The organism is Parabacteroides johnsonii DSM 18315 (assembly GCF_025151045.1).
Lineage (GTDB): Bacteria > Bacteroidota > Bacteroidia > Bacteroidales > Tannerellaceae > Parabacteroides > Parabacteroides johnsonii.
Genome location: NZ_CP102285.1, coordinates 3826812 through 3851197 on the forward strand (window position 1 = coordinate 3826812; position 24386 = coordinate 3851197).

Here is a 24386-nt window from a genome sequence, read left to right on the forward strand (position 1 = left end):
AAGTTAGGAATTAACTTATTTGGTTGTACCTTATACAGCCTGCTTTCGTGTAAAATAGTCCGCATTACTGATTCTTTGGATATTTTAAACTTCTCGTCGTAAACATCTCAGAATGGAACCCTGTTCTATTGGGGCATTGGATATCCTGCTAATTATTAACACTTAAACGTTTTAAAATATGAAATCTAAAGTTGTATTGAGCGCTCTGGCCTTGTTGTTTGCGGCTGGTGCGATGGCTCAGGATTGTACGTTCTTTTTCCCGCAGACCAAAGGTACGCAGCTTGTAAAAAAAGGCTATGATGCAAAAGGAAACCTGCAAAGCGTGATGACCTATACGGTCGATGAAGTGAAAAACATTCCGTCCGGTTTGGAAGTGGAAGCCGATTATGTGTTCAAAAATAGTGCGGGGACGGTTTATGACAAGGGTGACCTGGAAGCATTCTGCAAGGACGGGGAGTTCTTTATGGAAATGAAAGAAGTATTGTCCAACCCGTCTTTTGTCTCGACCGTGCAATCGGATGTGGCTGCCACTGATGCTGTCATCAATTATCCGAGCGTCTCGAACGCACCTTCCGGTAACGGAGACGATATGTATTTTGACGATGCCTATATCCAGATCTATTCGAAGAAGAACCGGAAGGATCGCAAGAACGTGTCTATCTATGACCGCGAATATGTGACGACCGAACAGGTGTCGACTCCCGCCGGCACGTTCGACTGCACGAAAGTAAAATATAAAATCAAATCCCGCTCCCCGAAGGAAACGATCGAGGGATACGGATATGAATGGTATGCTCCGAATGTAGGTGTCGTAAAGAACGAACAGTATAACAACAACAATCAGTTGCAATACTATACTGTCCTCGAAGTTGTAAAGTAATGAAAGAAATATTCCTTTCTGGAATTGTTTGACCGGTTTAAGTGGATGCGCTGTTACTGAGAAGTTGCAGCGCATTTTCTTTTCCCTGAATCGCCAAAAGAAATAAAATGACTATCTTTCGGCAAAATTCAGAATATGGACAGAGTCTTTAAATCAAAAGTCGGTTGGTGGTACCATTTGGTATTGTTGGTGATGGTGGCGAGCACTGTTTTTGCATTCGTGGGGGGCAAGTCTCCCGTAACGATGGTCATGCTGCTGTTGTTCACATTAGAATGCATTCACATGCTGTTGTCGACCTGGTATAAAATAACGGCGGATGGCTACTTGATAGCTCATTGCAGTATCTTTCCGGAGAAAAAGATCCCTATCTCGGAGATTAGCGCCGTCGAAGTGACAGTAATGCCTGTTTCGAGCTATGCCCTGTCGTTGGACCGTCTGATCATCTATAAAGGTGACACGCAGTGGTTATTGGTTTCGCCGGTCAACAAGCAGGATTTCGTTAAGTTGTTGAAGAAGCATAATCCCGATATCCGGATAAAAGATCCGGTTATCTAACACTTAAAAACAGATTACCATGAAAGCACAGATTCGGAAAAACCAGAAAGATTGGCATATATACATCTTCTGGATCATATTAGGAGCATTTGCATTGTTGTTTATTGTGGATGCTTTCAGCGGGAATGAGTTTGACCAACTACCGTTGGTTCTTTGTCTTTTGCCGCTTGCCATACTTCAATCACGTCCGTACCAAATAACGGATCGGGATATGTTGTACGGAAACGGACAAATCGATGTGAAACTGATCTCCCGGCTCGAATGCTGCGGAAATGAAGTTGTCGTCTATTACTCCCGAATGGAAGGGGGCATCGAAAGACGTTCCTCTTTTTATCCGGCAGACAAGGAAGAATTTATTTCGATATTACAACAAATTAATCCCAATATAAAACTTAATTAAATCTGAGAACATGAAATACGATGTTGCCATAATCGGAGGCGGTCCTGCCGGTTATACGGCTGCCGAAAAGGCGGCTGCGGGTGGTTTGTCCACTGTGCTTTTTGAAAAGAACGCGCTGGGTGGTGTGTGTCTGAACGAAGGATGTGTGCCGACAAAGACATTGCTTTACTCTGCGAAAGTGTATGATACGATCAAACACGCTCCCAAATATGCGGTAAGCGCAGAGAATCCTGCTTTCGACTTCCCGAAGATCATCGCCCGAAAAAATAAAGTAGTAAAGAAGCTGACAGCTGGCATCCGCATGAAGATGAAGGAGAACGGTGTGGAAGTGGTGGGCGGCGAAGCCGAAATCAAAGGTCGGGCAGCCGATGGAACGATTTCTATCGCTTCGGGCGAAGCTGTTTATGAAGCGGCCAACCTGCTCATCTGCACCGGTTCGGAAACCGTCATACCTCCCATTCCCGGATTGTCGGAAACGGAATATTGGACAAGTCGTGAAGCATTGCTATCCAAAGAGCTGCCGGCTTCGTTGGTGATCATAGGAGGTGGTGTGATCGGAATGGAGTTCGCCTCTTTCTTTAACAGCATGGGAACGGAAGTACATGTGGTCGAGATGTTGGATAAGATTCTCGGTCCGATGGACAGGGAATTGTCCGAGATGTTGCAGGCCGAATATGCCAAACGGGGCATCAAGTTCTATTTGGGACATAAGGTGATTGCCGTAAACGGTGGTGATGTGACGGTCGAGAAAGATGGCGAGACTTTCGTTGTCCAGGGTGAAAAAGTCCTGTTGAGCGTAGGCCGCCGTCCCGTAACTAAAGGTTTCGGTTTGGAAACACTGGCTCCCGAACCTTTCCGCGGCGGTATCAAAGTGAACGAATTTATGCAGACTTCCATCCCGAATGTGTATGCTTGTGGCGATATCACTGCTTTCTCCCTGTTGGCCCATACGGCTGTCAGCGAAGCGGAAGTGGCTGTCGATCACATTTTAGGCAAGAACCGCTGCATGAGTTATAAAGCCATTCCGGGCGTTGTCTATACTAATCCTGAAATCGCAGGCGTCGGCAAGACTGAAGAAGAATTGCAGGCTGAAGGTACACCCTACACTGTCAAGAAGATACCGATGGCGTTTTCCGGCCGTTTTGTTGCCGAAAACGAGCAAGGCAACGGTGTTTGCAAACTGATTCTGGCTGAAGACGAAACGATCGTCGGCGCTCATCTTTTGGGAAATCCGGCTTCCGAGTTGATCGTCATTGCTGGTATCGCCATCGAGAAAGGCATGAAGGCTGACGAGCTGAAAGCTATTGTCTTCCCGCATCCGACCGTAGGCGAGATCCTTAAAGAAGCACTCTGAAAATTATTTTCTCATATAGGTCCGATCCCGACCCATCCCGGCAAACCGTCCGGTGGGTCGGGATCTTTTTGTTGGAAATCCTACTTTGATCGACTGGGAGAGTGGCACATTTCGCATTTTCCCCTTGCATGGAATTTTAGTTCCATAAGCGTGAAAATAAATTTTCTCCCGCATGAAAATAAATTTTCCCGCAAGTGAAACAAAAGTTTCAGAGATATAAACTTGCTGAAACAAAAGTTCCGGCCTACAATCCCGATAGGTCCACTTTGTAATAGGTCGGGGCGGTATTGTTTTGTCCTGTAACCCTGTGAAGGGCGAACGCTATAAACAAAAGAAGCTCCGGAGGTGAAAACGCTTCCGGAGCTTCTTTTTTCCGAAGTTTCTTCAAAAATATTCTTATAAGATGCTGAAAATGCTACAGCTTACCGAAAAAATCACTTACTTTGCATCTTTGATAGTGTGCCGATCTACCGAAAAAATTGGCACATTGGCACATTAATTAATAGGCAAATTATTATTATGGCACAAGAAGATGTATTTAAGAAATTAGTTTCGCACTGTAAAGAATACGGATTTGTATTCCCCTCTTCAGAGATTTATGACGGTTTAGGTGCAGTGTACGATTACGGACAGTATGGCGTAGAACTGAAAAATAACATAAAGAAATACTGGTGGGACAGTATGACGCTGTTGCACGAAAATGTAGTCGGTATCGACTCTGCTATCTTTATGCATCCTACTATCTGGAAAGCATCCGGCCATGTCGATGCCTTCAATGATCCCTTGATCGATAACAAAGATTCCAAGAAACGATATCGTGCTGATGTTCTGATCGAAGATCACCTGGCAAAGATAGAGGAGAAGATGAATAAGGAAGTGGCCAAGGCTGCAAAGAAGTTCGGCGAAGCTTTTGACGAAGCTCAGTTCCGTGCGACGAACGGACGTATGCTTGAATACCAGGCTAAGTGGAACGAGATCCACGAACGCTACTCGAAAGATATGAACGATTCTAATTTCGAAGACTTGCGCCAGCTGATCTTGGATTGCGAAATCGTCTGCCCGATCTCCGGAACCCGCAACTGGACCGATGTCCGCCAGTTTAACCTGATGTTCTCTACGGAGATGGGATCGACTGCCGATGGTGCCATGAAAGTATATCTGCGCCCGGAAACGGCACAGGGTATTTTCGTCAACTTCCTGAACGTACAGAAGACCGGCCGCATGAAAATACCTTTCGGTATCGCCCAGATCGGTAAGGCTTTCCGTAACGAGATCGTTGCCCGTCAGTTCATTTTCCGTATGCGCGAGTTCGAACAGATGGAAATGCAGTTCTTCGTTCGTCCGGGCGAAGAGATGGAATGGTTCAAGCAGTGGAAGGCTACCCGTCTGAAATGGCATCAGGCGATGGGATTGGGTAACGAAAAATATCGCTACCACGATCACGAAAAGCTGGCCCACTATGCAAATGCTGCTACCGATATCGAATTCGAAATGCCGTTCGGTTTCAAAGAAGTGGAAGGTATCCATAGCCGTACGAATTTCGACCTGAGCCAGCATGAAAAGTTCTCCGGCAAGAAAGTCCAGTATTTCGACCCCGAACTGAACCAGAGCTATACTCCGTATGTGATCGAGACCTCTATCGGTGTAGACCGCGTATTCCTGAGTGTGATGGCCGGTTCTTACTGCGAAGAAACATTGGAAAGCGGCGAAACACGTGTTGTGTTGAAGTTGCCCGCAGCGTTGGCGCCTATCAAGCTCGCTGTATTGCCGTTGGTGAAGAAAGACGGTCTACCTGAAAAGGCCGAGGAGATCATGAAGATGTTGCGCTTCGATTTCCGTTGCCAGTATGATGAAAAAGATTCTATCGGCAAGCGCTATCGTCGCCAGGATGCTATCGGAACTCCGTACTGTATTACAGTTGACCACGATACTTTGAAGGATAATTGTGTCACGATCCGTTTCCGCGATACGATGGAACAGGAACGTGTAAGCATCGACAAGTTGCATGACATTATCTCCGAGAAGGTAAGCATGAAGAATTTATTAAAAAAGATAATGGAATAAACGCATGAAGAAATACCTGCATATCGCGTTGATGTTGTTGTGTGTCTTCGTTGTATCTTCTTGTAAGGATGATGACGATGATACTGAAGCTGTTGAAAGAGAAGCTTATAAATTGGAACAGGACATTGCCTTCCAGGCAAAAGTGAATGAAACCGGTTTTGAAAAATGGAATTCGGAAGCCGGTGATGGCTATGTTTTTGCCAAACTGATTAAAAAGGGGGATGGTAAGCAAGCCTATTTCAATAGCCTTGTATCCGTATATTATAAAGGTTCTTTGACGGATGGCACTGTTTTCGACCAGCAACTTTTTGATGACGGAATACCATTTCCTTGTGCAGTGAGTCCTTACTATGCTAAGACGGTTACAGATCCGGTTACGAATAGCCAGACCAAGTATGGTTCGGTTATTTCCGGCTGGACAGTCGCTTTGCAGCATATGGTGGAAGGAGATAAATATGAGGTTTGGATTCCGCAGCAGTTAGCCTATGGAGCAAGCGAAAGCGGCGATATCCCGGCTTATTCGACTTTGATATTCGAAATCGAACTGGTATCGGTTGATGAGCAGGCTGCTTCAGCAAGTTAAAAGTTGAAGCATAAGAAAGATAAAAGGAGGTGTGTCGAAATCTCCTTCTCCCCGCACTTGATGCGGGGTCGCAAAAGGACAGACCTTATCAATCAGATTTTTATAGGGTCGGTTTTAATGCGATCCCGCGCGGGGCGCGGGAACAGGATAGTTTTGACACATCTCCTTCTTGTTTTTTATTTCTTCTGTTTCAATATCCTCTGTGCGCAGTCCGAAAGCACGACGATTGCTCCGGCAATGATCGCCGTATCTTTTATCACCAGTCTGCCTGCCCCGCTTAGCAGCGGAAATCCATGTTCTCCACTTCCCAAATCCGGCACCCATACTTCCGGCGTCGTCACTAGGAAAGAAAGCGTTCCGACCGTCATGATAATGGCGAGTCCTGCACCTACCAGGCCGATTTTTGGGGAGAAAATACCTAAGAATGTCAGGATACCGATAGCCATGATCAGGATGCCCAATCCGTGCGAGAAGCCGTACGTGTTGTTTTCCACATGCCACTGATGCTTTGCTTCGTTGAATTCCCCTTCTTTCAATTTATATTCTTTATATTCGGGAGCACTTTTCGTATAGAAGAAGCTCATAAAAGGACTGTTCGCTACAAACGGTACGATACCTTCTGCTTCGTAATTATAGAATTTCAATCCTCCGATCCATACAAATATAATCAGGATCGCTACGCGGATCAGATTAATACCTAGCTTTTGAGTGGAGGCTGCGATGTTCAGGAAAGCGTAAAATAGGTTACTTAATTTAGTCGTCATGTCTTTGCTATTTTATATGTTTGTTGTATAATGCAAAGATCGGTCTATTGTGGCTGGCGGTAAATGGCAATTCTGCCGGATGACTTATCAATTTTCCCCGATCTGGCTATTTCAGGAAATAGCAGACCCCTATAAACAATTAAAGGCTGTCTCACGACAACCCCTAACCAAACTTTGTTAACCTTAAATCTAATACTATTATGAAAAAACCACAATGCAAAGATACGGGTTTGTCCGAACTTGTCAAGAACTGAGATGCTAAATAGTGTTATCAAACTTCCAATAAAAATTAATTGCCGGCGGATAAGTCTTTTATTGAAAATAAAATTATCTTTGTCTGAAATTATTGAAGAAAAACGTAGAAGCGTTTCGTATTATTCTTTGGTTAGGAATCTGGTAAATTCATTGTACAAAAAGAATAATAGGCAAAAACGCTCGCGCTCCCATAGGGCGTGGGCTATTGCTTATTTGTTGTACAAGCTTACCAGAGCTCCTAACCGGATGAGACAATATTTACCACGAATAGAAAGGAGACAATATTATATGGAAGCGAAAATTGACATTGAAAAAGTAAGAAAGGGAGACCATGTTGCTTTTAAAGCTTTCTTTGAATGTTTCTATCCAAAATTGATGGCGCTCGCTTGTCGTTTTGTAGATGAGCAAGTTGCCAAAGATTTGGTACAAGAAGTTTTCACTTCCTATTGGGAACGAAAAAAGGTTATTCAATCGGACAATATCCAATCTTTCCTTTTTAAATGGTTGCAAAATAGCTGCTTGAACCATATCAAGCACCAGATGATTGTTGACGAATACGAATCACGTGTTCGTATCGCTGAGGCACGTATCGCTTTCCTGGGCGAGGCCAGCGACTCCAACGATGTTCTGAAGTCTGTCATCAATCAGGATTTGCGCGAAATAATAGAACTCTCGGTCAATAAACTGCCTCCAAAATGCGCACAGGCTTTCCGGTTGGCATACTTCCATGATATCAGCCATAAAGAGATAGCCGAAATTATGGGTATTTCTCCACGTACAGTCGAAGGGCATATCCGGCAAGCGCTTGCTTTCCTACGGGAAGATCTGAAAGGGCTTTTCCTACTTATATTCCTGCTCTGCAACATAAATTGAATTTTTCTTTGTTTTTGATCACGTAGTTTGTTCCACCTCGATTGTCTTTTATATAAACACGATAAAAGAAGATGGACGAACAATTACTCATACGATTCCTCACACATACTTGTACCCCAGAAGACACCCGCTTAGTCGACCAATGGATCGCATCCGGCAAGCCCAATGCAGACTGGCTGTTCGAAATGGAACGCATATGGAATTTGAAGGATGAGCTGCGATTCTCGGATAGGAGGGAGATAGAAGAGGCGTATAATCGTTTTACTTTTTCCCAGGGAAAAAGTAAAAATGCTGTTCAGCATTTTTACATATATCCAATATTAAAATATGTGGCAGCTATCCTCATCATCGGATTATTAGGATTAAATCTCTATGAAATGGTTCAGTCGTCATCAACTGTAGGCGAAAATACGGTTGAAGTACCGAAAGGACAAAGAGCATCTCTAATGCTTTCCGATGGAACAAAGGTCTGGTTGAATTCCCAAAGTAAACTTATTTACCCGACTCAATTCTCTGATAGGGAAAGGAATGTTCGACTTGAAGGGGAGGCTTTTTTCGATGTGGCCCATAAGGAGCACCTTCCTTTTGTTGTGCATTCACCTTTGCTGGCAATAAAGGTATTGGGTACGAAATTTAATGTAAAAGCTTACTTCGACGAAAAATCCGTTGTTACATTAGCAGAGGGAAAGGTTGAGGTGGAAACAAATGACCGTAAAAATAAATTGACTCTAAAACCAAACGAGCAGGTTTCCTATTCGGATAGTTCCGGTTTGGCATTGGAAAAAAATATCAATACGAATACGGTTAAATTATGGGTGAAAGGAGAAGGTGCTTTCATCCAATGTCGACTTGATAATATTGTCCGTGATTTAGAACGGAAATTTGATGTGGAAATAGTTATAACAGATCGTTCTTTAAGTTCTGAGGTTTTTACTTGCCGCTTTAAGGATACAGCTACGGTTGAACAGGTTTTACATTTACTGAAAGAAACTCGGAGATTGGATTATTCATTTGAAGGGGAACAAATACGGATTTTCAAACCATTAAAATGAAAAGCCTATGGGAAAGGATTTATAAAAACGAAGGCTGAAAATATTGCCGTATTTTCAGCCAGGATTAAGCGAGTAACGCTTTAGTGAACCTAAAATTTATTACTAACTAATCATTTACAAATGTATGTATTATATTATGAAAAATACGCCATGCGGTGTATATAAATCGTCATGGCTTCGAAAAAGTCTAAATATTATGAGATGTGTTATATTATTCATACTATTGGGAACCTTACAGTCTTTTGCTAATTTAAGCTATTCACAGTCGGTGAAATTATCATTGAATATGGAAAATACGACCATACAGGAAGTTCTCGCTACTATTGAACAAAAAAGTGGTTTCTATTTCACTTATAATTTAGAACAGGTAAAAGTAACTCGTAAGGTTACTGTCAACTTTAAAGATAAGACAATTCCCGAAGTCTTGAATGAGCTATTTGCAAAAGAAAATATCCATTATGTGATAAACGATAAGCATATTGCTTTATATAAAGGAAACGAAAGGCAAGTTACTTTACAAACAAAGAAAAATATAAAAGGTGTGGTAACGGATAAAAACGGAGAACCGATACCGGGCGTCAATATCATTGAAAAAGGAAATCCTACTAATGGAACTATTACCGATGTTGATGGAAATTTCGCTTTATCTGTATCTGGAAATTCTGTGTTGGTAGCTTCTTATATAGGATATAATAGAATTGAAATTCAAGTTAAAGATCGTTCTGTTGTCGATATTACATTATCGGAGGATACGCAAGCATTGGAAGAGGTAGTTGTCGTTGGTTATAGTACCCAAAAGAAAGTAAACTTGACCGGTTCGGTTTCCACTGTTAATTTTGAAGAAATGTCATCGAGGCCTGTAACCGATGCCTCTCAAGCTCTTAGTAGTGCTTCACCAGGTCTTCAAATCATGCAAAGTTCTGGGCAACCTAATGCAGAGAGTTTTTCTTATAACATTCGCGGTGTCGGAACATTGAATTCTTCCAGCCCTCTTATTCTTGTTGATGGAATGGAACAAAGCATTAGTATGGTTAATCCTTCTGATATAGCCAATGTCTCTATCCTTAAAGATGCAGCTTCTTGTGCTATATATGGAAACCGTGGTGCTAACGGTGTTATCCTTATCACGACCAAAAACGGCACGGATGGTAAAATTAGTGTGACGTATGATGGTACAGTCTCATATAATGAACCTTTCAAAATTGTTCATACAATTTCGGATTATGTTCTGTATATGAAATTGATGAATGAATCATCTAATAACTTGGGAAACTCCGATATGTTTTCTCAGAGTTCTATTGATCTTTGGGAAGCCGCTAAAGCTGATCCTAACGGAATTTCTGCTTCGGGTTATCCGAACTATGTCGCCTATCCCAATACTGACTGGTGGGATGAGATTTATACGAAGCAATGGATGCATAAGCACACGATTTCACTCAATGGCAAGGAGAAGAAAACAGGTTATTCAATGAGCTTTTCCTATATAGATAATCCGGGTATCATGAAGAATACGGGATATAATCGCTATATGGGACGTGTGAACTTGTATTCTGATATTACCGACTGGTTGCGGGTTGGAACTCGTACATCGGGAAATGTTACCGATCAAGAAGTCAGTGTTACCAGTTATAATGGGAGTAGCCATATCAATTCTATGAACACGGAAAAGATGGTTCCTTGTATATATCCGTATTATGATGGAAAATATGGTGCACCGGAAGGACCTGAAGAAGATCCGCAGTCGCATAACGGACTTTGGGATAATGTATTGAATGGGTTTGACAAATATTCACAGCTTTACACGGAGTGGTATGCTCAAGTCAAGTTTCTGAAATATTTTACATATAACTTTGATTTTTATTATCAGGATCTTCGCCGGGAGCGAAAAGTATCGGACGCTTCCATTGGAAAGTTCAGTTTTTCTAAGGGAGCTTATTCAACAGGAGCCAATGACCCGTCAACTCTTTATACTCGTATGTATTATACAAGGACGAATCGTACGAAGTTGAATCATTTACTTAATTATAACCAGTCTTTTGGCATTCATGATGTGTCGGCAATGGTTGGTTATGAGGAAGAAACGTATGATTACAGGGAGACGAATGTGAGTAAGCTGGGACTTACAGATGCCGCTGTAAATGACCTTAATGCCGCTACAACACCTTATTCGACGGCTGGTTATGGGACTGAATATGCTGCCCGTTCGGTGTTCGGACGTGCGAATTATGCTTATAAGAGCAGATATTTGCTTGAGTTTAACTTACGCTATGATGGCTCGTCGAGATTTTCTCCTGATTATCGTTGGGGAGCTTTCCCTTCTTTTTCGGCTGGTTGGCGTATGAATGAGGAGTCGTGGCTTAAACCGGTACAGTGGCTGACAAACTTAAAGCTTCGTGCTTCTTGGGGTAAGTTGGGTAACAATGCAATCGGTAATTATGATTGGCAGTCTGTATATTCGGCAGCAAATTATTCTACCGGTCAAGCTCTGACAAGTGGTATTGCCATCACTTCTATTGCCAATGCCGCTCTTACTTGGGAAGAGACAGCTGTTACCAATGTCGGTCTTGATTTTGGTTTCTTTGATAATAAATTGAATGGTAATATGGATGTTTATAATAAGTTGACTACCGGAATTCTGTACACTCCTGATATGTATATGGTAATGGGAAATGCGACTGCTCCGAAAGCGAATATTGCGGAAGTTACGAATAGGGGTATTGAATTGGAGCTCGGATGGAGGGATAATATCGGCAAGGATTTCAGCTATAGCATTAAAGGTCAGTTCTCTTTTAATAAAAATTTTGTCAGCAAATATAAAGGTAAATTGGAAAAAGGATGGAATAAGGAACATACGGAATATTCTACTAATATAGGAGATGTTTCTACTGGTAGTACTACGAGAGTTATCGAAGGACGTCAGATTAATGAGTTTTACCTTCCTAACGTTTATAACGGTAACGGCTCATATTTCAATGCGGACGGTACAGTCAATATAAATGGTGGTCCTAAAGATGGCATGATCCGTACGGAAAACGATATGCAATGGCTTCAAGCCATGCAAGCGGCAGGTTATACTTTCCAACCTTATAATAATATTGCTAAAAATGCACTTTGGTATGGCGAGTATATTTATGCAGATGCGAATGGGGATGGAGTTTATGGTAATTCATATGATTCTGAATTTCAGGGAACTTCAACAACTCCTAAATATAATTTTGGTATCCAGGCCAGTGCAAATTGGAAAGATTTCGATCTTTCTATGACTTGGGGTGGATCTGCTGGATTTAGTATTTATTACTATGGTAAGGCAAGGAATTCAAGTGAAACGACTTATGGTTATGCAATTCCGGATGCGGTAGCGAATGACCATTATTTCTATGATCCTGAAAATCCATCGGATCCGAGAACCAATCTGTCTTCAAAACAACCCCGTTTAGTTAATGTATCGGGAGCTCAGAGTTCGGCAAGTTCTTCGCTTCATTTGGAGAAAGGGAATTTCATTAAACTTAGAAATTTGACTTTAGGATATACAATGCCTAAAAGTATTTCTAAAAAGTTCTATGTTGAAAGACTTCGTGTTTATGCTTCCGGAGAGAATCTTTTTGCGATTACTGGCTTTTCCGGTATGGATCCTGAAATGCGTGTTAGCATGGGATATTCTACTATGCGTCAGTATGCATTTGGTATTAATTTAACATTCTAATTATTTTGGAAACAGCTAATATATTGAAAATATGAAAAATTTATTCAGAAAAATAGCTATCATCGGAACTTTATGGGGTATGTTGTTTGGTTTAGGAGGATGTGCCGGCGATCTTCTTGATACATCTCCAAGTTATAGTTTTTCGAGTTCAAATGTGTGGACCAGCCCTATTCTTGCCCGTGCGGCTGTGATGGGTGTATATAATGAACTGTATGAGAAATTCTCTAAAAATTACGATAGTCCTTCTATTGGTATCCCGTTCGATGCCTGGTCATCCGTAATGGATATCGATATGAACTGGAAAAATAATTGTTTTGTGATTTCTGGTTCTTGTACGCCTTCGAATGGAAATGTCGGTAATCATTATAAATATTATTATACGATTGTGTATAGGGCTAATGATGTTATCAACAACATTGATAATGTCCCGGAAATGGAGGACGGCGAGAAAGCGCGACTGAAAGCCGAATGTAAATTTCTGCGTGCTTGGGCGTATTATCATTTGAATGTTTTGTGGAGAGGTGTTCCTATCTATACGGAAAATGTGGAGAGTTCGGAAGCAACCAAAGCGCGTTCATCGGAAGCTGAAGTATGGAAGCAAGTTCTTTCAGATCTTACGGATTGTATTAATGAGCCTAATCTTCCCGGTAAATATGCTCAAGGTAATAGTAGTTATGGACGTATAACAAAAGGTGCTGCTTATGCTTTCAGAGGTTATGCTTATCAGTTTATGGGAGATTATGCTAAAGCTCTTGCAGACTTTGAAGCAATTGAAGGACTTGGATATTCACTTTACAGTCCGAGTAACGGCGTAAAAGGAAACAGAGATTTCTTTCAGCTCTTTAAACCGGCTAATGAACAGTGCGATGAGATGATTTTTTCAGTACAGTGTGTTGAGACAAGTGGGATGGGAAACCCGAGAGGAATCAATTATGGTAATCGTTGTACGGGTGGTTCTGCTTGGAACAATTATCTCCCGAATCCTGCTTTTGTGGAAATGTATGAGTGTGCGGACGGCTCCGAATTTGATTGGGAAAAATATTGTCCCGGATGGCATTCAATGACTCCCCAGGAAAGGGTTGCTTTCTTTCTGCGTGACGGACTTCAATCCGGTAAAGGAGAATGGGGAACAACTGAAGCGACTTCTAATTATCAGGCTCTTTATAATAATATGGTTTCTTATGGTGCCGATATGAGCAAATATTTGGATCAAGGGAATGAGGCGAGAATACGTCAGGCATATGAAGATCGTGATCCGCGCCTGATGCAATCGATTATAACTCCTTACTCGACTTACGACGGGAATCAGGCAGGTGTAGGAAATCATACCTGGACCCTCCGCTGGCCGTACATTCTGGATGCTGGAGAACCTTATGATATCCGTACAGACACAAATTCTAAATTTTATTATCTTTGGAGGAAATATGTAACAGAGAATGATGAATGTACGACTCGTTGGGTATATTCCGAAGATATTATACTTTGCCGTTATGCTGAAATTCTTCTTAGGCGGGCTGAATGTTTAAATGAGTTAGGCAGGACGAGTGAGGCTGTTGCTTTTGTAAATAAAGTAAGACAGCGTGTTGGACATGTTCTTCTTAATGATCAGGCTTATCCTGCGACTGTTGTGAGTGGACAAGAGAATATGCGGCAACGCATTCGTAAAGAATTTTATGTTGAACTTGGAGGTGAAGACTCTATGTTCTTTAACGAACTTCGTTGGGGTACATGGTACGACAGGAAGTTTAAGGATCATTCTTCCGGACAGGTAGGAGAACTTAATACGAATGGTTTGATGCAGATTTGGGGCGAGACTACTTACAAGCATCTTAGCGTTGGTGAACAGATAAAGATTTGGCCGATCCCAGCAAAGGAAAGAGAGATGAATTCAAATCTTACGCAGAATCCGGGTTGGCAGGATTAATCTGTAAAATGTGAATAGCGAAAATAAGAGGTATAAAATGAAAGGTTTATATCTCTTATTATTTACATCATATAAAATATCTATATCATGAAACGAAGAGCATTTTTAACGACTAGTGCAACATCGCTTGCAGGTTTAGTATTTGGAAGCCGATTGTCCTATTTATCTGAATCGAACCTGGAGAAAAAATATTCAATCGTATTGTTAGGTGATACACACTTTGATACGGAACCGGCCAGTGTGTATCATGCAGACTATAATGAACCGGTAGAATGGTTGAATCGGGTACAGCGTGCTGAATTTGCCCGTAATGGGGAAATGTGGCGAGAGCGTTGCCCTTTGTTACTTAAACGGGCTGCCCAACTGATTGGCACTGACACCAAAATGGTATTTCAATTGGGCGACTTGATTCAAGGAGATTGCGGTAATCCGGAGGTTCACAAAAAAATGTTAGATGACGTGATGAACCGCTTTAAGTCAGAACTTCATGGTTTGCCTTTTGTGACTGTAACGGGTAATCATGATATCCGTGGAACGAACGCAAAAGAGGCTTATCATACTTATATGCCGGAACGGATGTCTGAGGAATTAGGAAAACCCATTACGCATACGAACTTTTTTTTCACGATCGGCGATGATGCATATATTGTATTGGATTTTAATGATCCGGATGATACACTCATTGATCAGATGCTAAAAGAGTGTGAAGGAGCTCGACATACATTCGTATTGACTCACGGTCCGGTTCTGCCCTATGACGGAGGAAGTTGCCGATGGTTCTTCCACGGAGGGAAGTCGGCTGAAGAGACTGCTGCGCGTAGACATTTTCGTAAAGTATTTGCCCAGCGGAACGTCTTGTGTATCTGTGGGCATATTCATACGACTGAACTGGCTGATTGGCATGGGGATGGTGGCCGTATTACACAAATGACGGTCAATAGTGTCTGGTCTAAACCGGAATTAGGAACCTATTCTTGTACGTCGGATCAGCCGCAGGGTTATGGTAATATTCACGAAATGGCTAAATACAAGAAAAAAGAGGATGGATCCAAATATGAGGACGACAGTGGACTGTTGAATGAATATAAACCAGGTCTGAAAACCTACATCCGTTCGATTTCGGCAGGCTCTTATAAAATGAATGTTTCTGACCGGCATGTGACTATCGATTTCTATGCTGGTAATTCAAAGAAGATTAGTAAACATTTCGTGCTAAGGTGATAAACGTGTACTCATCCGGATATGGCTTTATTGAATGTGACGCGAAAGTAGGATGAAATTTTACGAGCGAAAATTAAATAATTATTCAAATGAGAAAGAGTGTATTTTTATTGTCATTGTTTGTTTTGCCATTGTATATGTTGTTACAAGCACAGGAAAAAACGGTACCTTTTTGGGGTAAGCAGGAAGTGTACCTGATTAATCAAACTGAAAAAACGTTCCATCTGGTAGACGCTCTCTTAAAAGAGAATCCTCCTTCTTCTGGTAATCCGGCATTGGCTCGTAAAGCAGCATTGCAATTATTGGATGGCATATTCCATGATACGCGTTTGGATGGTAGTGGAACGCTTTCTCAGTTTATGGAATCTCGTTTGGGTGGACTTTTGGAAAATATGCAGAAACCTTTGGAAGAGGGTATGAAAGTGTATAAACTTTATAATGACGGATTTATCGTAAAGACAAAAAGTATCGCTGTTGCTTTTGACTTGTATCGTGGGGGAGCGATGAAGGAATCTTCTTCTTTGATTTCGGATAAAACGATGCAAGCTATTGTTGCTCAGTGCGACATTATGTTCCTTTCTCATAATCATCCGGACCATATAGATCCGGTTGTCGTAAAGATGTTTACAGATATGGGAAAACAGGTGATTGCTCCGAACAATAGTTTGGTAGGAAATGAATTGGTGACCCACATTCGTTCAGAGCAGATTATCGATAGGGAATTTAAAACAAAGGGGGGCAAACTGGATGTAAAAATATTACCAGGGCATCAAAGTGAACTGATTAACAATATCCATGTAGTGACGACTCCTGAAGGCTTTACTTTCGCACATACAGGTGATCAGTATAATGAAGAGGACTTGACGTGGTTATTTGATGTGAAAACAAAAATTCCTGCATTGGATGTTTTGTTGATCAATTGTTGGGCGAATCGTTTGTCCGATACAATTGAAGGATTCGATCCAAAATTCGTGATTACAGGGCATGAAAATGAATTAGGACATGCGATTGATCATCGTGAGTCCTATTGGACTTCATTTATTAAATTGGAGGACGTTAAAAGGCCCAGTTGCTTAATGACGTGGGGAGAGACCTATTGGTATAAACGATAGCTTGATTTTTATTAACTATTATCCGGATTTCTGAATATGCAGGAATCCGGATAAGGTGCTATTTGGGTTCTGTTTTTATTTAAAAGTTGGCATGTTTTCGTTAGTCAGGTGCAATTTGCCATATGATAAATTACAATAACCTCTTTTTGTGTCCTTTTTCTATTTTACTTGAAGTTTCAGTTTGTTTTCATCTTGCTTTGTGCTCTGATTTCGGTACTTAAGGCTGATTGCGAACGTTATGAAGTTGGCATATTGTCCGAATATTGGCTCCGTTTTGTCAGCCAGAACTGAAAAAACGCAACAATGTGGTAAACCTTAACTGCCGGAGAATCGAATATTTGCAGGCAAGGTCGAGACATAGGCCATTTGTGGAAAAAATTTTTTTCGTCTTTTCGCCGTGAGGTGCGCAGGAATTTACCACGACGACCGTCTTTGTAGTTGTGAACTGCCTGGTTCATGGGTAACGACAACCGTTTTTATGGCGATGAAGTCTTTTATCATGGCGGTGGCGACCGTCTTTGTGGTGATAAACGGCAAATAGATGGAGAAAAACTCGCTTTTCCCAAGAAAAAGCGATGTCTGAATTTATTCTATCGTTGAGTTATCCTAATGTTAAATAAATCATTAATTACAATAAGGGGAGGGAGATAAGATGCCAATTGAAAGGTATTTATTCGTTCAGCACACGAAATGAACTTTTTCTTTCAATCGTTAAAAAGCCTCCTATAAGTAAAAATATAACTTTTCCGTAAGTAGTTTTCCCGAATAAATCGTCTATACTTGTAGAAACGTTTCTTTGTTAGCATGTGTTATGGATAGACCGAAGGAGGATGATCGAGAGTTGATTCAGTTCAAGGAGTTATATAAATCAAATGCTCCGATGCTGATTTTTTATGCAGGAAAGTATGTAAATGCTATTACTGCAGAGGATCTGGTGCAGGATGTGTTTCTTAAAGTCTGGCAAAAGAGGACTTTTTTGTTCCTGAAAGAAGGGATTAAAACTTATTTGTATCGCTCCGTTCAACATGCCTGTTTAGATTATCTGAAGCATCAGGAGGTAAAAGGTGATTATATTAATGCCGTCACTACCAAATTAAAAATAGAAGAGATATATTACAATGACGATCCGCAATCCTTGTTTGCGGAAGACGAGCGCCTGGAGCTTATCTATAAAGAGATGGATAAGTTGCCGGATAAGTGTCGTGAAATCTTTACAATGTCCTATCTGGAAGAACGAAAAACTTCGGAAATAGCTGTACTGCTTAATATTTCCACTCGTACGGTGGAGGCACAACTTTATAAAGCATTGAAGATTTTACGGGGTATTTTGCTTAGCTGTTTGATTTTTCTTTCAAATTTTTGAGAATTGCGTAAGTAGATCTGAAGAGATAATCGTGTATAATATAAACGAACATCGGAATGTCTGAAAAATATAACATAGAAGAATTAATAATCCGTTTTTTGCAACAGGATATAAATGAAGAAGAGCTTCATTATTTAGAGTCCTGGCTGGAAGAAGATGCGGAACATAAATCTTATTTCTTTGGGCTGAAAAGCATATCAGATTCCAGTCGACGTTCCTTCTTCTCAAAGGAAGAGGTAAATGAGGCAAGTTGGCAACGAATGCTTGCACGCATAGAAAAACACCAAGAGAAGAACCCTTCCCTTGGCAAATCACGAACATGTGATTTATGGTTTTCATGTGTAAAATATGCAGCCATTATAATCTTTGCAATTGGTGCTGGTTGGGGAATTCATGAGTTCCAAAGAAAGATACATCGGTCTGACTTAGCAGAAAAGGACTTAGTATATAATGAAATACATGTCCAAAAAGGTGGACGCGCCAATACAGTGCTTCTCTCGGATGGAAGTAAGGTTATTTTGAATGCAGCCACTACTTTTCGCTATCCTACCAGTTTTGATGGGGAAAAACGCCAGGTTTATTTGGATGGAGAAGCTTATTTTGAAGTATCCAAAAACTCAGAGAAACCCTTCGTCGTTAAATTGAAAAAGCAAGAAATAACAGTATTGGGGACAATTTTTAATGTTCAGGCTTATGGTCATGAATCGTATAGCGAAGTGACACTTTTGACAGGCCGGATTTTGTTGGAAGCATTCAACGAAAGAGGAGAATCTATGAGCCGTATGTATTTAAAACCTGATCAGAAAGCATTGTCTGATAATTCGACAGGATCAGTCTCTTTACAAGAAGTCAATGCATCGTTGTCAAATGCCTGGATTAATGGAGAATATAAGTTTAAGGATGAACCATTGGCCTCTATCGTAAAACGTTTGGAAAATTATTACAATGTGAATATACATCTGGATGATAAACGTTTAGAAAAAATCAGATATACGGGTACATTTTCGTTGGATCAGGATATCTTGGATGTGTTCCGAATTATTGATTATGAAAAGCAATTCACTTTTAAACGAGTGAAAAAGGATATATTCATAACAAGTAAATAATTTGTCAAATCATTAAATCTGATAGCCTATGCATAAAGTTTCAGTTATTTAAAAACAGAATCGGAAAATGATTGCGACATTTCCCGATTCAAAATTCATTTTTAATTAGTTAACCGTTCTCTTTCGCTCTTGTCTGGAAAACGCTGCGAACGAGACAATTTAATAATAAAAACATCCAAATGTATGAAAAAAGAACGAGATGACAGTCGATTACTGTCACTAAAAATTACACGTATTATGAAAATCACGGCAATACTTATTTTGGCGGGTATTCTTCAGGTGTCTGCAGTAACATACGCTCAGGAGCATCGTATTTCTGTTGCAGTGGAAAACGGGACATTTTATGATGTTGTTTCACAAATAGAAAAGCAGTCTGAATTTATGTTTTTCTATAAAAGTGAGGAAATTGACAATAATCAGCGAATCAATTTGAAGGTTAAGGATAAGCTGGTTTCAGAAATACTTAGTGAAATTACAAAAAACAATAATCTGACTTACAAGATTACAGGTAAACATATTATTATAACGAAGGCTACAACAACTTCCCAAGCTCTTCGCAAGATTACAGGGATAATTACGGATGAAAACGGGGAGCCAATTATCGGAGCTAATATTGTGGAAAAAGGAACTACCAATGGAACCATTACAGATATTGACGGACGTTTCTCTTTGGATGTAGCGGATAAATCTGTATTAATAGTCTCTTATATTGGTTATGATACACAGACCATTTCTGTAACATCAAAAAGTTCATATAATATCAAGTTAGCAGAAGATACAAAAGCATTGGAAGAAGTTGTCGTAATCGGCTACGGTTCCGCGCGTAAAAAGGATGTAACAGGAGCATTAACTCGTGTAAATGTTACGGAAAAAGAGACTATTCCTAATGTTAACCCTGTACAGGCTTTGAGAGGAAGTGTAGCAGGTGTTCGTGTTATCGATACGGGGATGGCAGGGGCTGATGGAACTATACAGGTCAGAGGAACAACATCTATTACGGCAAGTAATGATCCATTAATAGTATTGGATGGTGTTCCTTTTTCAGGAGGGCGCTTGTCTGATATCAATACTAACGATATTGAAACTATTGATGTATTGAAAGATGCCAGTTCTACAGCTATTTATGGCTCTCGTGGTGCTAATGGCGTTATTATGATCACGACTAAAAGAGGTAAAACCTCGAAACCTCAACTGAATTATAATGGTTATGTCGGTTTTTCTGATTTTGCCAATATGCCGAAGCTTATGAGTGGTGAACAATATCAGCAATTGCGTAAAGATGCCGAGGTTTATATGAACCAAGAGTTGCCTTTTCAGACGATTGAAGAAGAAAATATAGCAGCTGGCCGGACCATTAATCCTTGGGATGTGATTAAGCAGGATGCTCCGATGACTGAACATGAATTGAGTATTTCTGGAAAAGGAGAAAAAATGACCTATTATCTTTCAGGTTCTTTTACATCTCAGAAATCACCTTTAGTTGGGGACCAATTTAAAAGATTATCAGTGAGAGCTAATTTTGATCTTCATGTTACGGATTGGCTTGAAATTGGAACAAATTCAAGCTTTGCAACAAAAGACTATTCGGGAGCTGAAGCTAACTGGGGAGATGCTGCAAGGTTAAGTCCATATTCGTCTATTCGGTATGATGATGGTACATTGCGTAAACTGCCATATGGAGATGGTATGGTTTCAAATCCATTATGGAATGTAGAAATGAAAGATAATAAAGAAATATCATATGGTATCTTTAATAATAATTTTATGATTATTAAATTACCATTGAAAGGGCTGACATACCAAATGAATTTATCTAATAATCTTCGTTTCAAAGATATAAATAATTATACTCCCGCTTACAATCGAGATGGTTCTTCTTGGTTAGGAAGTGGTTCGAAAGAACATCAATTTACTCATGATCTTATTTTTGAGAATATTGTCAAATATACGAATACGTTTGCAGAGAAGCATAATGTGGATGTAACGTTGATGTATGGTTACGAATATAGTAGTGCAAATAAATCAAAATTAAGTAGTAATAATATATTTAATGATGCTTTGGGATTTAATGGATTGGGTATAGGTGAAAATCATACGGTAAGTACGACAGCCGGAAAATCCGCTGCTGTGTCAAGTATGGCGCGTGTCGGTTATCGTTTTGCTGATAAATATATGGTAAACCTGACTGTTAGACGAGATGGCTATTCTGCTTTTGGTAGCGATCGTAAATATGGAACTTTCCCTTCTGTTGGTTTAGGTTGGGCTCTTTCCCAGGAACAGTTTATGAAAAATATTTCCTGGTTAGATTTTTTGAAATTACGTTTATCATGGGGCCAGAATGGTAATCGTGGTATTAGTAGTTACGAATCATTAAGTACGATGGATTTGGCCAGATATGTATTTGGTGATGGGGGAAACACTTCAGTTGGACTTTATCCTACTTCTATGGCGAATCCTTTGTTAGGATGGGAAACCTCGCAGTCTTATAATTTAGGTTTGGATTTTACTTTGTTTAATAATCGTTTAAGTGGTAATATTGATTTGTACAGTACAAAAACTACCGATCTTTTGTTAGAAGTTAGTATACCAAGCATGACGGGCTATGATAAGTATCTGACTAATATTGGAGAAACTCAAAATCGAGGAATTGAAGTGACTTTAAACTCCGAAAACATTAATACGAAAGATTTCTCATGGAGTACTTCATTGAATTTTTCAGCTAACGCAAATAAGATTCTTCATCTCTCAGGGGAAGATTTGGATGGTGACGGAAAAGAAGATGACGATATAGGGAAAAGTCGTTTTATCGGATATTCTATGGGATCAAACTATAATTATGTTTTTGATGGGATATGGCAGGAAGGGGATGATTTTTCTATTGACAAATCTGCTAAACCGGGCGATATAAAGTTTAAGGATATTAGTGGCAATGGTTCGATTGGTCCGGAAGATCGTATGGTTTTGCATAATAATCGTCCGAAATTTACAATGAGTATGAATAACATGTTCAGATATAGAGATTTTACGTTATCCTTTTTATTGGATTTGAGATGTGGTGGATATGCAGCCAATAATTGGATAAATCCGGGAACTGAATATTATAATCGTTGTAATCAGTTGGATTTACCTTATTGGACTCCGGAAAATCCTTTAAATGATCGCCCCAGTGTTGGTTACTCTAATCCGCGTGGTTATGGATTTTATGAAAAGTTGACTTATTTGAGATTACAGGATGTTTCTTTGGCATACAGTCTTCCAAAATCTCTAATTCAAAAGTTAACATTGAATAATGTAAAAGTTTATGTTAGTGGAAAGAATCTTGCAACTTGGACTGGTTGGCATGGATGGGATCCGGAACATGCTTCAGGAGGAAGAGCTTCCCAGAATGGTCCATTGATAAAATCTTGGGTTTTGGGACTTCAGATCAGTTTATAATTTAAAAACGTAGTAGAAATGAAAAAATCAAAATACATAGTTTTGTTCTCTTCGCTTATTTTATTATTGGGAACGCAGATGTCATGTAGTGATAGCTACCTGGAAGAGAAGCCGATGGATAAATTTAGTCCGGAAAACTTATTGACTTCTAAAAAAGGGTTTGAGACAGTCATTTATTCCTTGCATAATTTTGCTCGCAGCGGACTTTTTCAGTCGAATAATGAAGATGTCATGAATACTGGGACAGATGTGGCATGCAGTGGTGTTACAGATGGTCGTTTTTTTAATGATTATAGCCTGATTTTACCAGAGCATGCAACCCCCAAATTCTATTGGAATTGGGCTTATCAGAAAATGTTGAAAGATGCTAATCTTATTATTACCAGAGCGGAAAATCCAAATGTCTCTTGGACAGAGGACGAAAAAAACACAATTGTGGCAGAGGCTAAGTTTTTCCGAGCTTATACATACAATATTTTAGTGAATCTTTTTGGAGGTGTACCTATTGTTGATAAAGAAGAACTGAGTCCTCGTTTTGATTACACCCGTGCTTCACGAAAAGAAGTTCTTGAGTTTATCCAGAAGGACTTGGAATTTGCAGCCCAATATTTACCGATTGTTACATCTGATGCTTCACAAGATGGACGTATTTTTCGAGCTGCGGCAAACCATCTGTTATCAGAAGTATACATTAGCTTAGGGCAAGAAACAGGAGATCAGTTATTTTATGATAAATCGATAGCTGCCGCGACTGCTGTTATCGATGGTAGTTGTGGAGAATACGCACTCGTGAAATCCCGTTTTGGTGATACAAGTCGTCCGGGAGATTATTATTCTGACTTGTTTTGGACTAACCAACAAAATAGAGCTTCTGGCAACAAAGAGGGGATATGGGTCGTACAGTTCGAATACTTAACTCCGGGAGCTGAAGAAGCTAACAATGCGCAACTTCGTCTTTGGGGACCTAAAATAGAAGATGTAACTTATCCTGATGGTAAAAAGATTTTGGTTTGTGACACAGTAGGACGTATGCAGGGGATTATTCGTCCTTTAAATCATACTAATTATGAAATATGGGATGATCCGAACGATATACGTTACTCTCCGTATAACTTTAAGAAAGAGTTCTATATGAATAATCCTGATTCTAAGTATAATGGGGAAAAATTAGTTCTAACAAAGAAGGATGATGGTAAAATGTATATTACTTTATCTGATGGAACAATAACGGATAAATCGGTCGATACATTTAGAGTTTGTTATCCTTACTTCCGTAAGATAGAAGGGGAAATGCCTTGGGGGGCTATGGCTGGAAGGACACCTAATGATCGATACATAATGCGCCTTTCTGAAACTTATTTGTTAAGGGCGGAAGCCTATTTCCATAAAGGAGATTTGGCAAATGCTGCAAATGATATTAATGTTGTCAGAGGAAGAGCACAAGCTAACCCCGTTCAACCAGGTCAAATTTCATTAGATTATATTCTGGACGAACGTATACGCGAATTAGTTGTTGAGGAGCCGCGTAGAAAGACTTTGGTTCGATTGAATAAATTATATGAAAGAACGATGAAATATAATTTCAGGGTTAAGGACAATATGGAACCTTATCATGAATTATGGCCAATTCCTCAAACAGCAATTGATGCGAATACGGGTGCAAAATTGTTGCAAAATCCCGGCTACCCCGGTGCAGCCGAGTAAATAATACAAATGAGGAAACGGGAGTCTTCCTGCTTCCT

Annotated in this window: 18 protein-coding genes; 17 read left to right on the forward strand and 1 reads right to left on the reverse strand. The window is 40.2% G+C overall.

Annotation, left to right across the window (positions count from 1 at the left end; all coding sequences use genetic code 11):
* The first annotated feature begins 178 nt into the window (after positions 1–178).
* The 6 genes from NQ564_RS15715 (at position 179) to NQ564_RS15740 (ending at position 5836) form a co-directional block, all read left to right on the forward strand.
* A complete protein-coding gene (locus NQ564_RS15715; RefSeq protein WP_008146790.1) occupies positions 179–880 on the forward strand; it encodes a TapB family protein in 702 nt (233 codons plus the stop codon).
* Between the two features lie 135 nt (positions 881–1015).
* A complete protein-coding gene (locus NQ564_RS15720) occupies positions 1016–1435 on the forward strand; it encodes a PH domain-containing protein (RefSeq protein ID WP_008146791.1) in 420 nt (139 codons plus the stop codon).
* Between the two features lie 19 nt (positions 1436–1454).
* The gene (locus NQ564_RS15725) at positions 1455–1835 is read left to right on the forward strand and encodes a hypothetical protein (protein WP_008146792.1); all 381 of its coding nucleotides are present in this window, start codon (positions 1455–1457) and stop codon (positions 1833–1835) included.
* Between the two features lie 10 nt (positions 1836–1845).
* Complete coding sequence (gene lpdA, locus NQ564_RS15730; protein WP_008146794.1) at positions 1846–3189, forward strand: dihydrolipoyl dehydrogenase; 1344 nt, start codon at positions 1846–1848, stop codon at positions 3187–3189.
* Positions 3190–3708: 519 nt separating this feature from the next.
* On the forward strand, positions 3709–5253 hold the full coding sequence (locus tag NQ564_RS15735; RefSeq protein WP_008146798.1) for a glycine--tRNA ligase: 1545 nt from the start codon (positions 3709–3711) through the stop codon (positions 5251–5253).
* 4 nt (positions 5254–5257) lie between these two features.
* Positions 5258–5836, forward strand: a complete 579-nt coding sequence (locus NQ564_RS15740) for an FKBP-type peptidyl-prolyl cis-trans isomerase (protein ID WP_008146800.1) — start codon at positions 5258–5260, stop codon at positions 5834–5836.
* A gap of 176 nt (positions 5837–6012) precedes the next feature.
* On the opposite strand, the gene NQ564_RS15745 is transcribed toward NQ564_RS15740, so the two are convergent.
* Positions 6013–6600, reverse strand: a complete 588-nt coding sequence (locus tag NQ564_RS15745; protein WP_008153470.1) for a DUF417 family protein — start codon at positions 6598–6600, stop codon at positions 6013–6015.
* Between the two features lie 543 nt (positions 6601–7143).
* Here NQ564_RS15745 and NQ564_RS15750 point away from each other — a divergent pair.
* From NQ564_RS15750 to NQ564_RS15800, 11 genes are all read left to right on the forward strand, one after another.
* On the forward strand, positions 7144–7728 hold the full coding sequence (locus NQ564_RS15750) for an RNA polymerase sigma-70 factor (protein WP_021862279.1): 585 nt from the start codon (positions 7144–7146) through the stop codon (positions 7726–7728).
* A gap of 71 nt (positions 7729–7799) precedes the next feature.
* Entirely contained in the window at positions 7800–8780 is a 981-nt protein-coding gene (locus NQ564_RS15755) for a FecR family protein (RefSeq protein ID WP_008146806.1), read from the forward strand.
* A gap of 286 nt (positions 8781–9066) precedes the next feature.
* Positions 9067–12483 (forward strand): TonB-dependent receptor, encoded by a 3417-nt coding sequence (locus NQ564_RS15760; protein WP_008146808.1) that lies wholly within the window; start codon positions 9067–9069, stop codon positions 12481–12483.
* Positions 12484–12514: 31 nt separating this feature from the next.
* Entirely contained in the window at positions 12515–14407 is a 1893-nt protein-coding gene (locus NQ564_RS15765; protein ID WP_008146811.1) for a RagB/SusD family nutrient uptake outer membrane protein, read from the forward strand.
* Between the two features lie 87 nt (positions 14408–14494).
* On the forward strand, positions 14495–15628 hold the full coding sequence (locus NQ564_RS15770; RefSeq protein ID WP_008146812.1) for a metallophosphoesterase family protein: 1134 nt from the start codon (positions 14495–14497) through the stop codon (positions 15626–15628).
* Positions 15629–15717: 89 nt separating this feature from the next.
* Positions 15718–16740, forward strand: coding sequence for an MBL fold metallo-hydrolase (locus tag NQ564_RS15775; RefSeq protein WP_227963171.1), 1023 nt, complete (start codon positions 15718–15720; stop codon positions 16738–16740).
* Positions 16741–17196: 456 nt separating this feature from the next.
* Positions 17197–17340 (forward strand): hypothetical protein, encoded by a 144-nt coding sequence (locus NQ564_RS15780; RefSeq protein ID WP_008146818.1) that lies wholly within the window; start codon positions 17197–17199, stop codon positions 17338–17340.
* A gap of 280 nt (positions 17341–17620) precedes the next feature.
* On the forward strand, positions 17621–18103 hold the full coding sequence (locus NQ564_RS15785) for an RNA polymerase sigma-70 factor (RefSeq protein WP_008156029.1): 483 nt from the start codon (positions 17621–17623) through the stop codon (positions 18101–18103).
* Between the two features lie 56 nt (positions 18104–18159).
* On the forward strand, positions 18160–19209 hold the full coding sequence (locus tag NQ564_RS15790) for a FecR family protein (protein ID WP_008146821.1): 1050 nt from the start codon (positions 18160–18162) through the stop codon (positions 19207–19209).
* A 183-nt stretch (positions 19210–19392) separates the two neighbouring features.
* Positions 19393–22644 carry a TonB-dependent receptor gene (locus tag NQ564_RS15795; RefSeq protein WP_008146823.1) on the forward strand — a complete coding sequence of 1084 codons (3252 nt, stop codon included), beginning with the start codon at positions 19393–19395 and terminating at the stop codon, positions 22642–22644.
* A gap of 18 nt (positions 22645–22662) precedes the next feature.
* Positions 22663–24348 carry a RagB/SusD family nutrient uptake outer membrane protein gene (locus NQ564_RS15800; RefSeq protein WP_008146824.1) on the forward strand — a complete coding sequence of 562 codons (1686 nt, stop codon included), beginning with the start codon at positions 22663–22665 and terminating at the stop codon, positions 24346–24348.
* Positions 24349–24386: the final 38 nt, after the last annotated feature.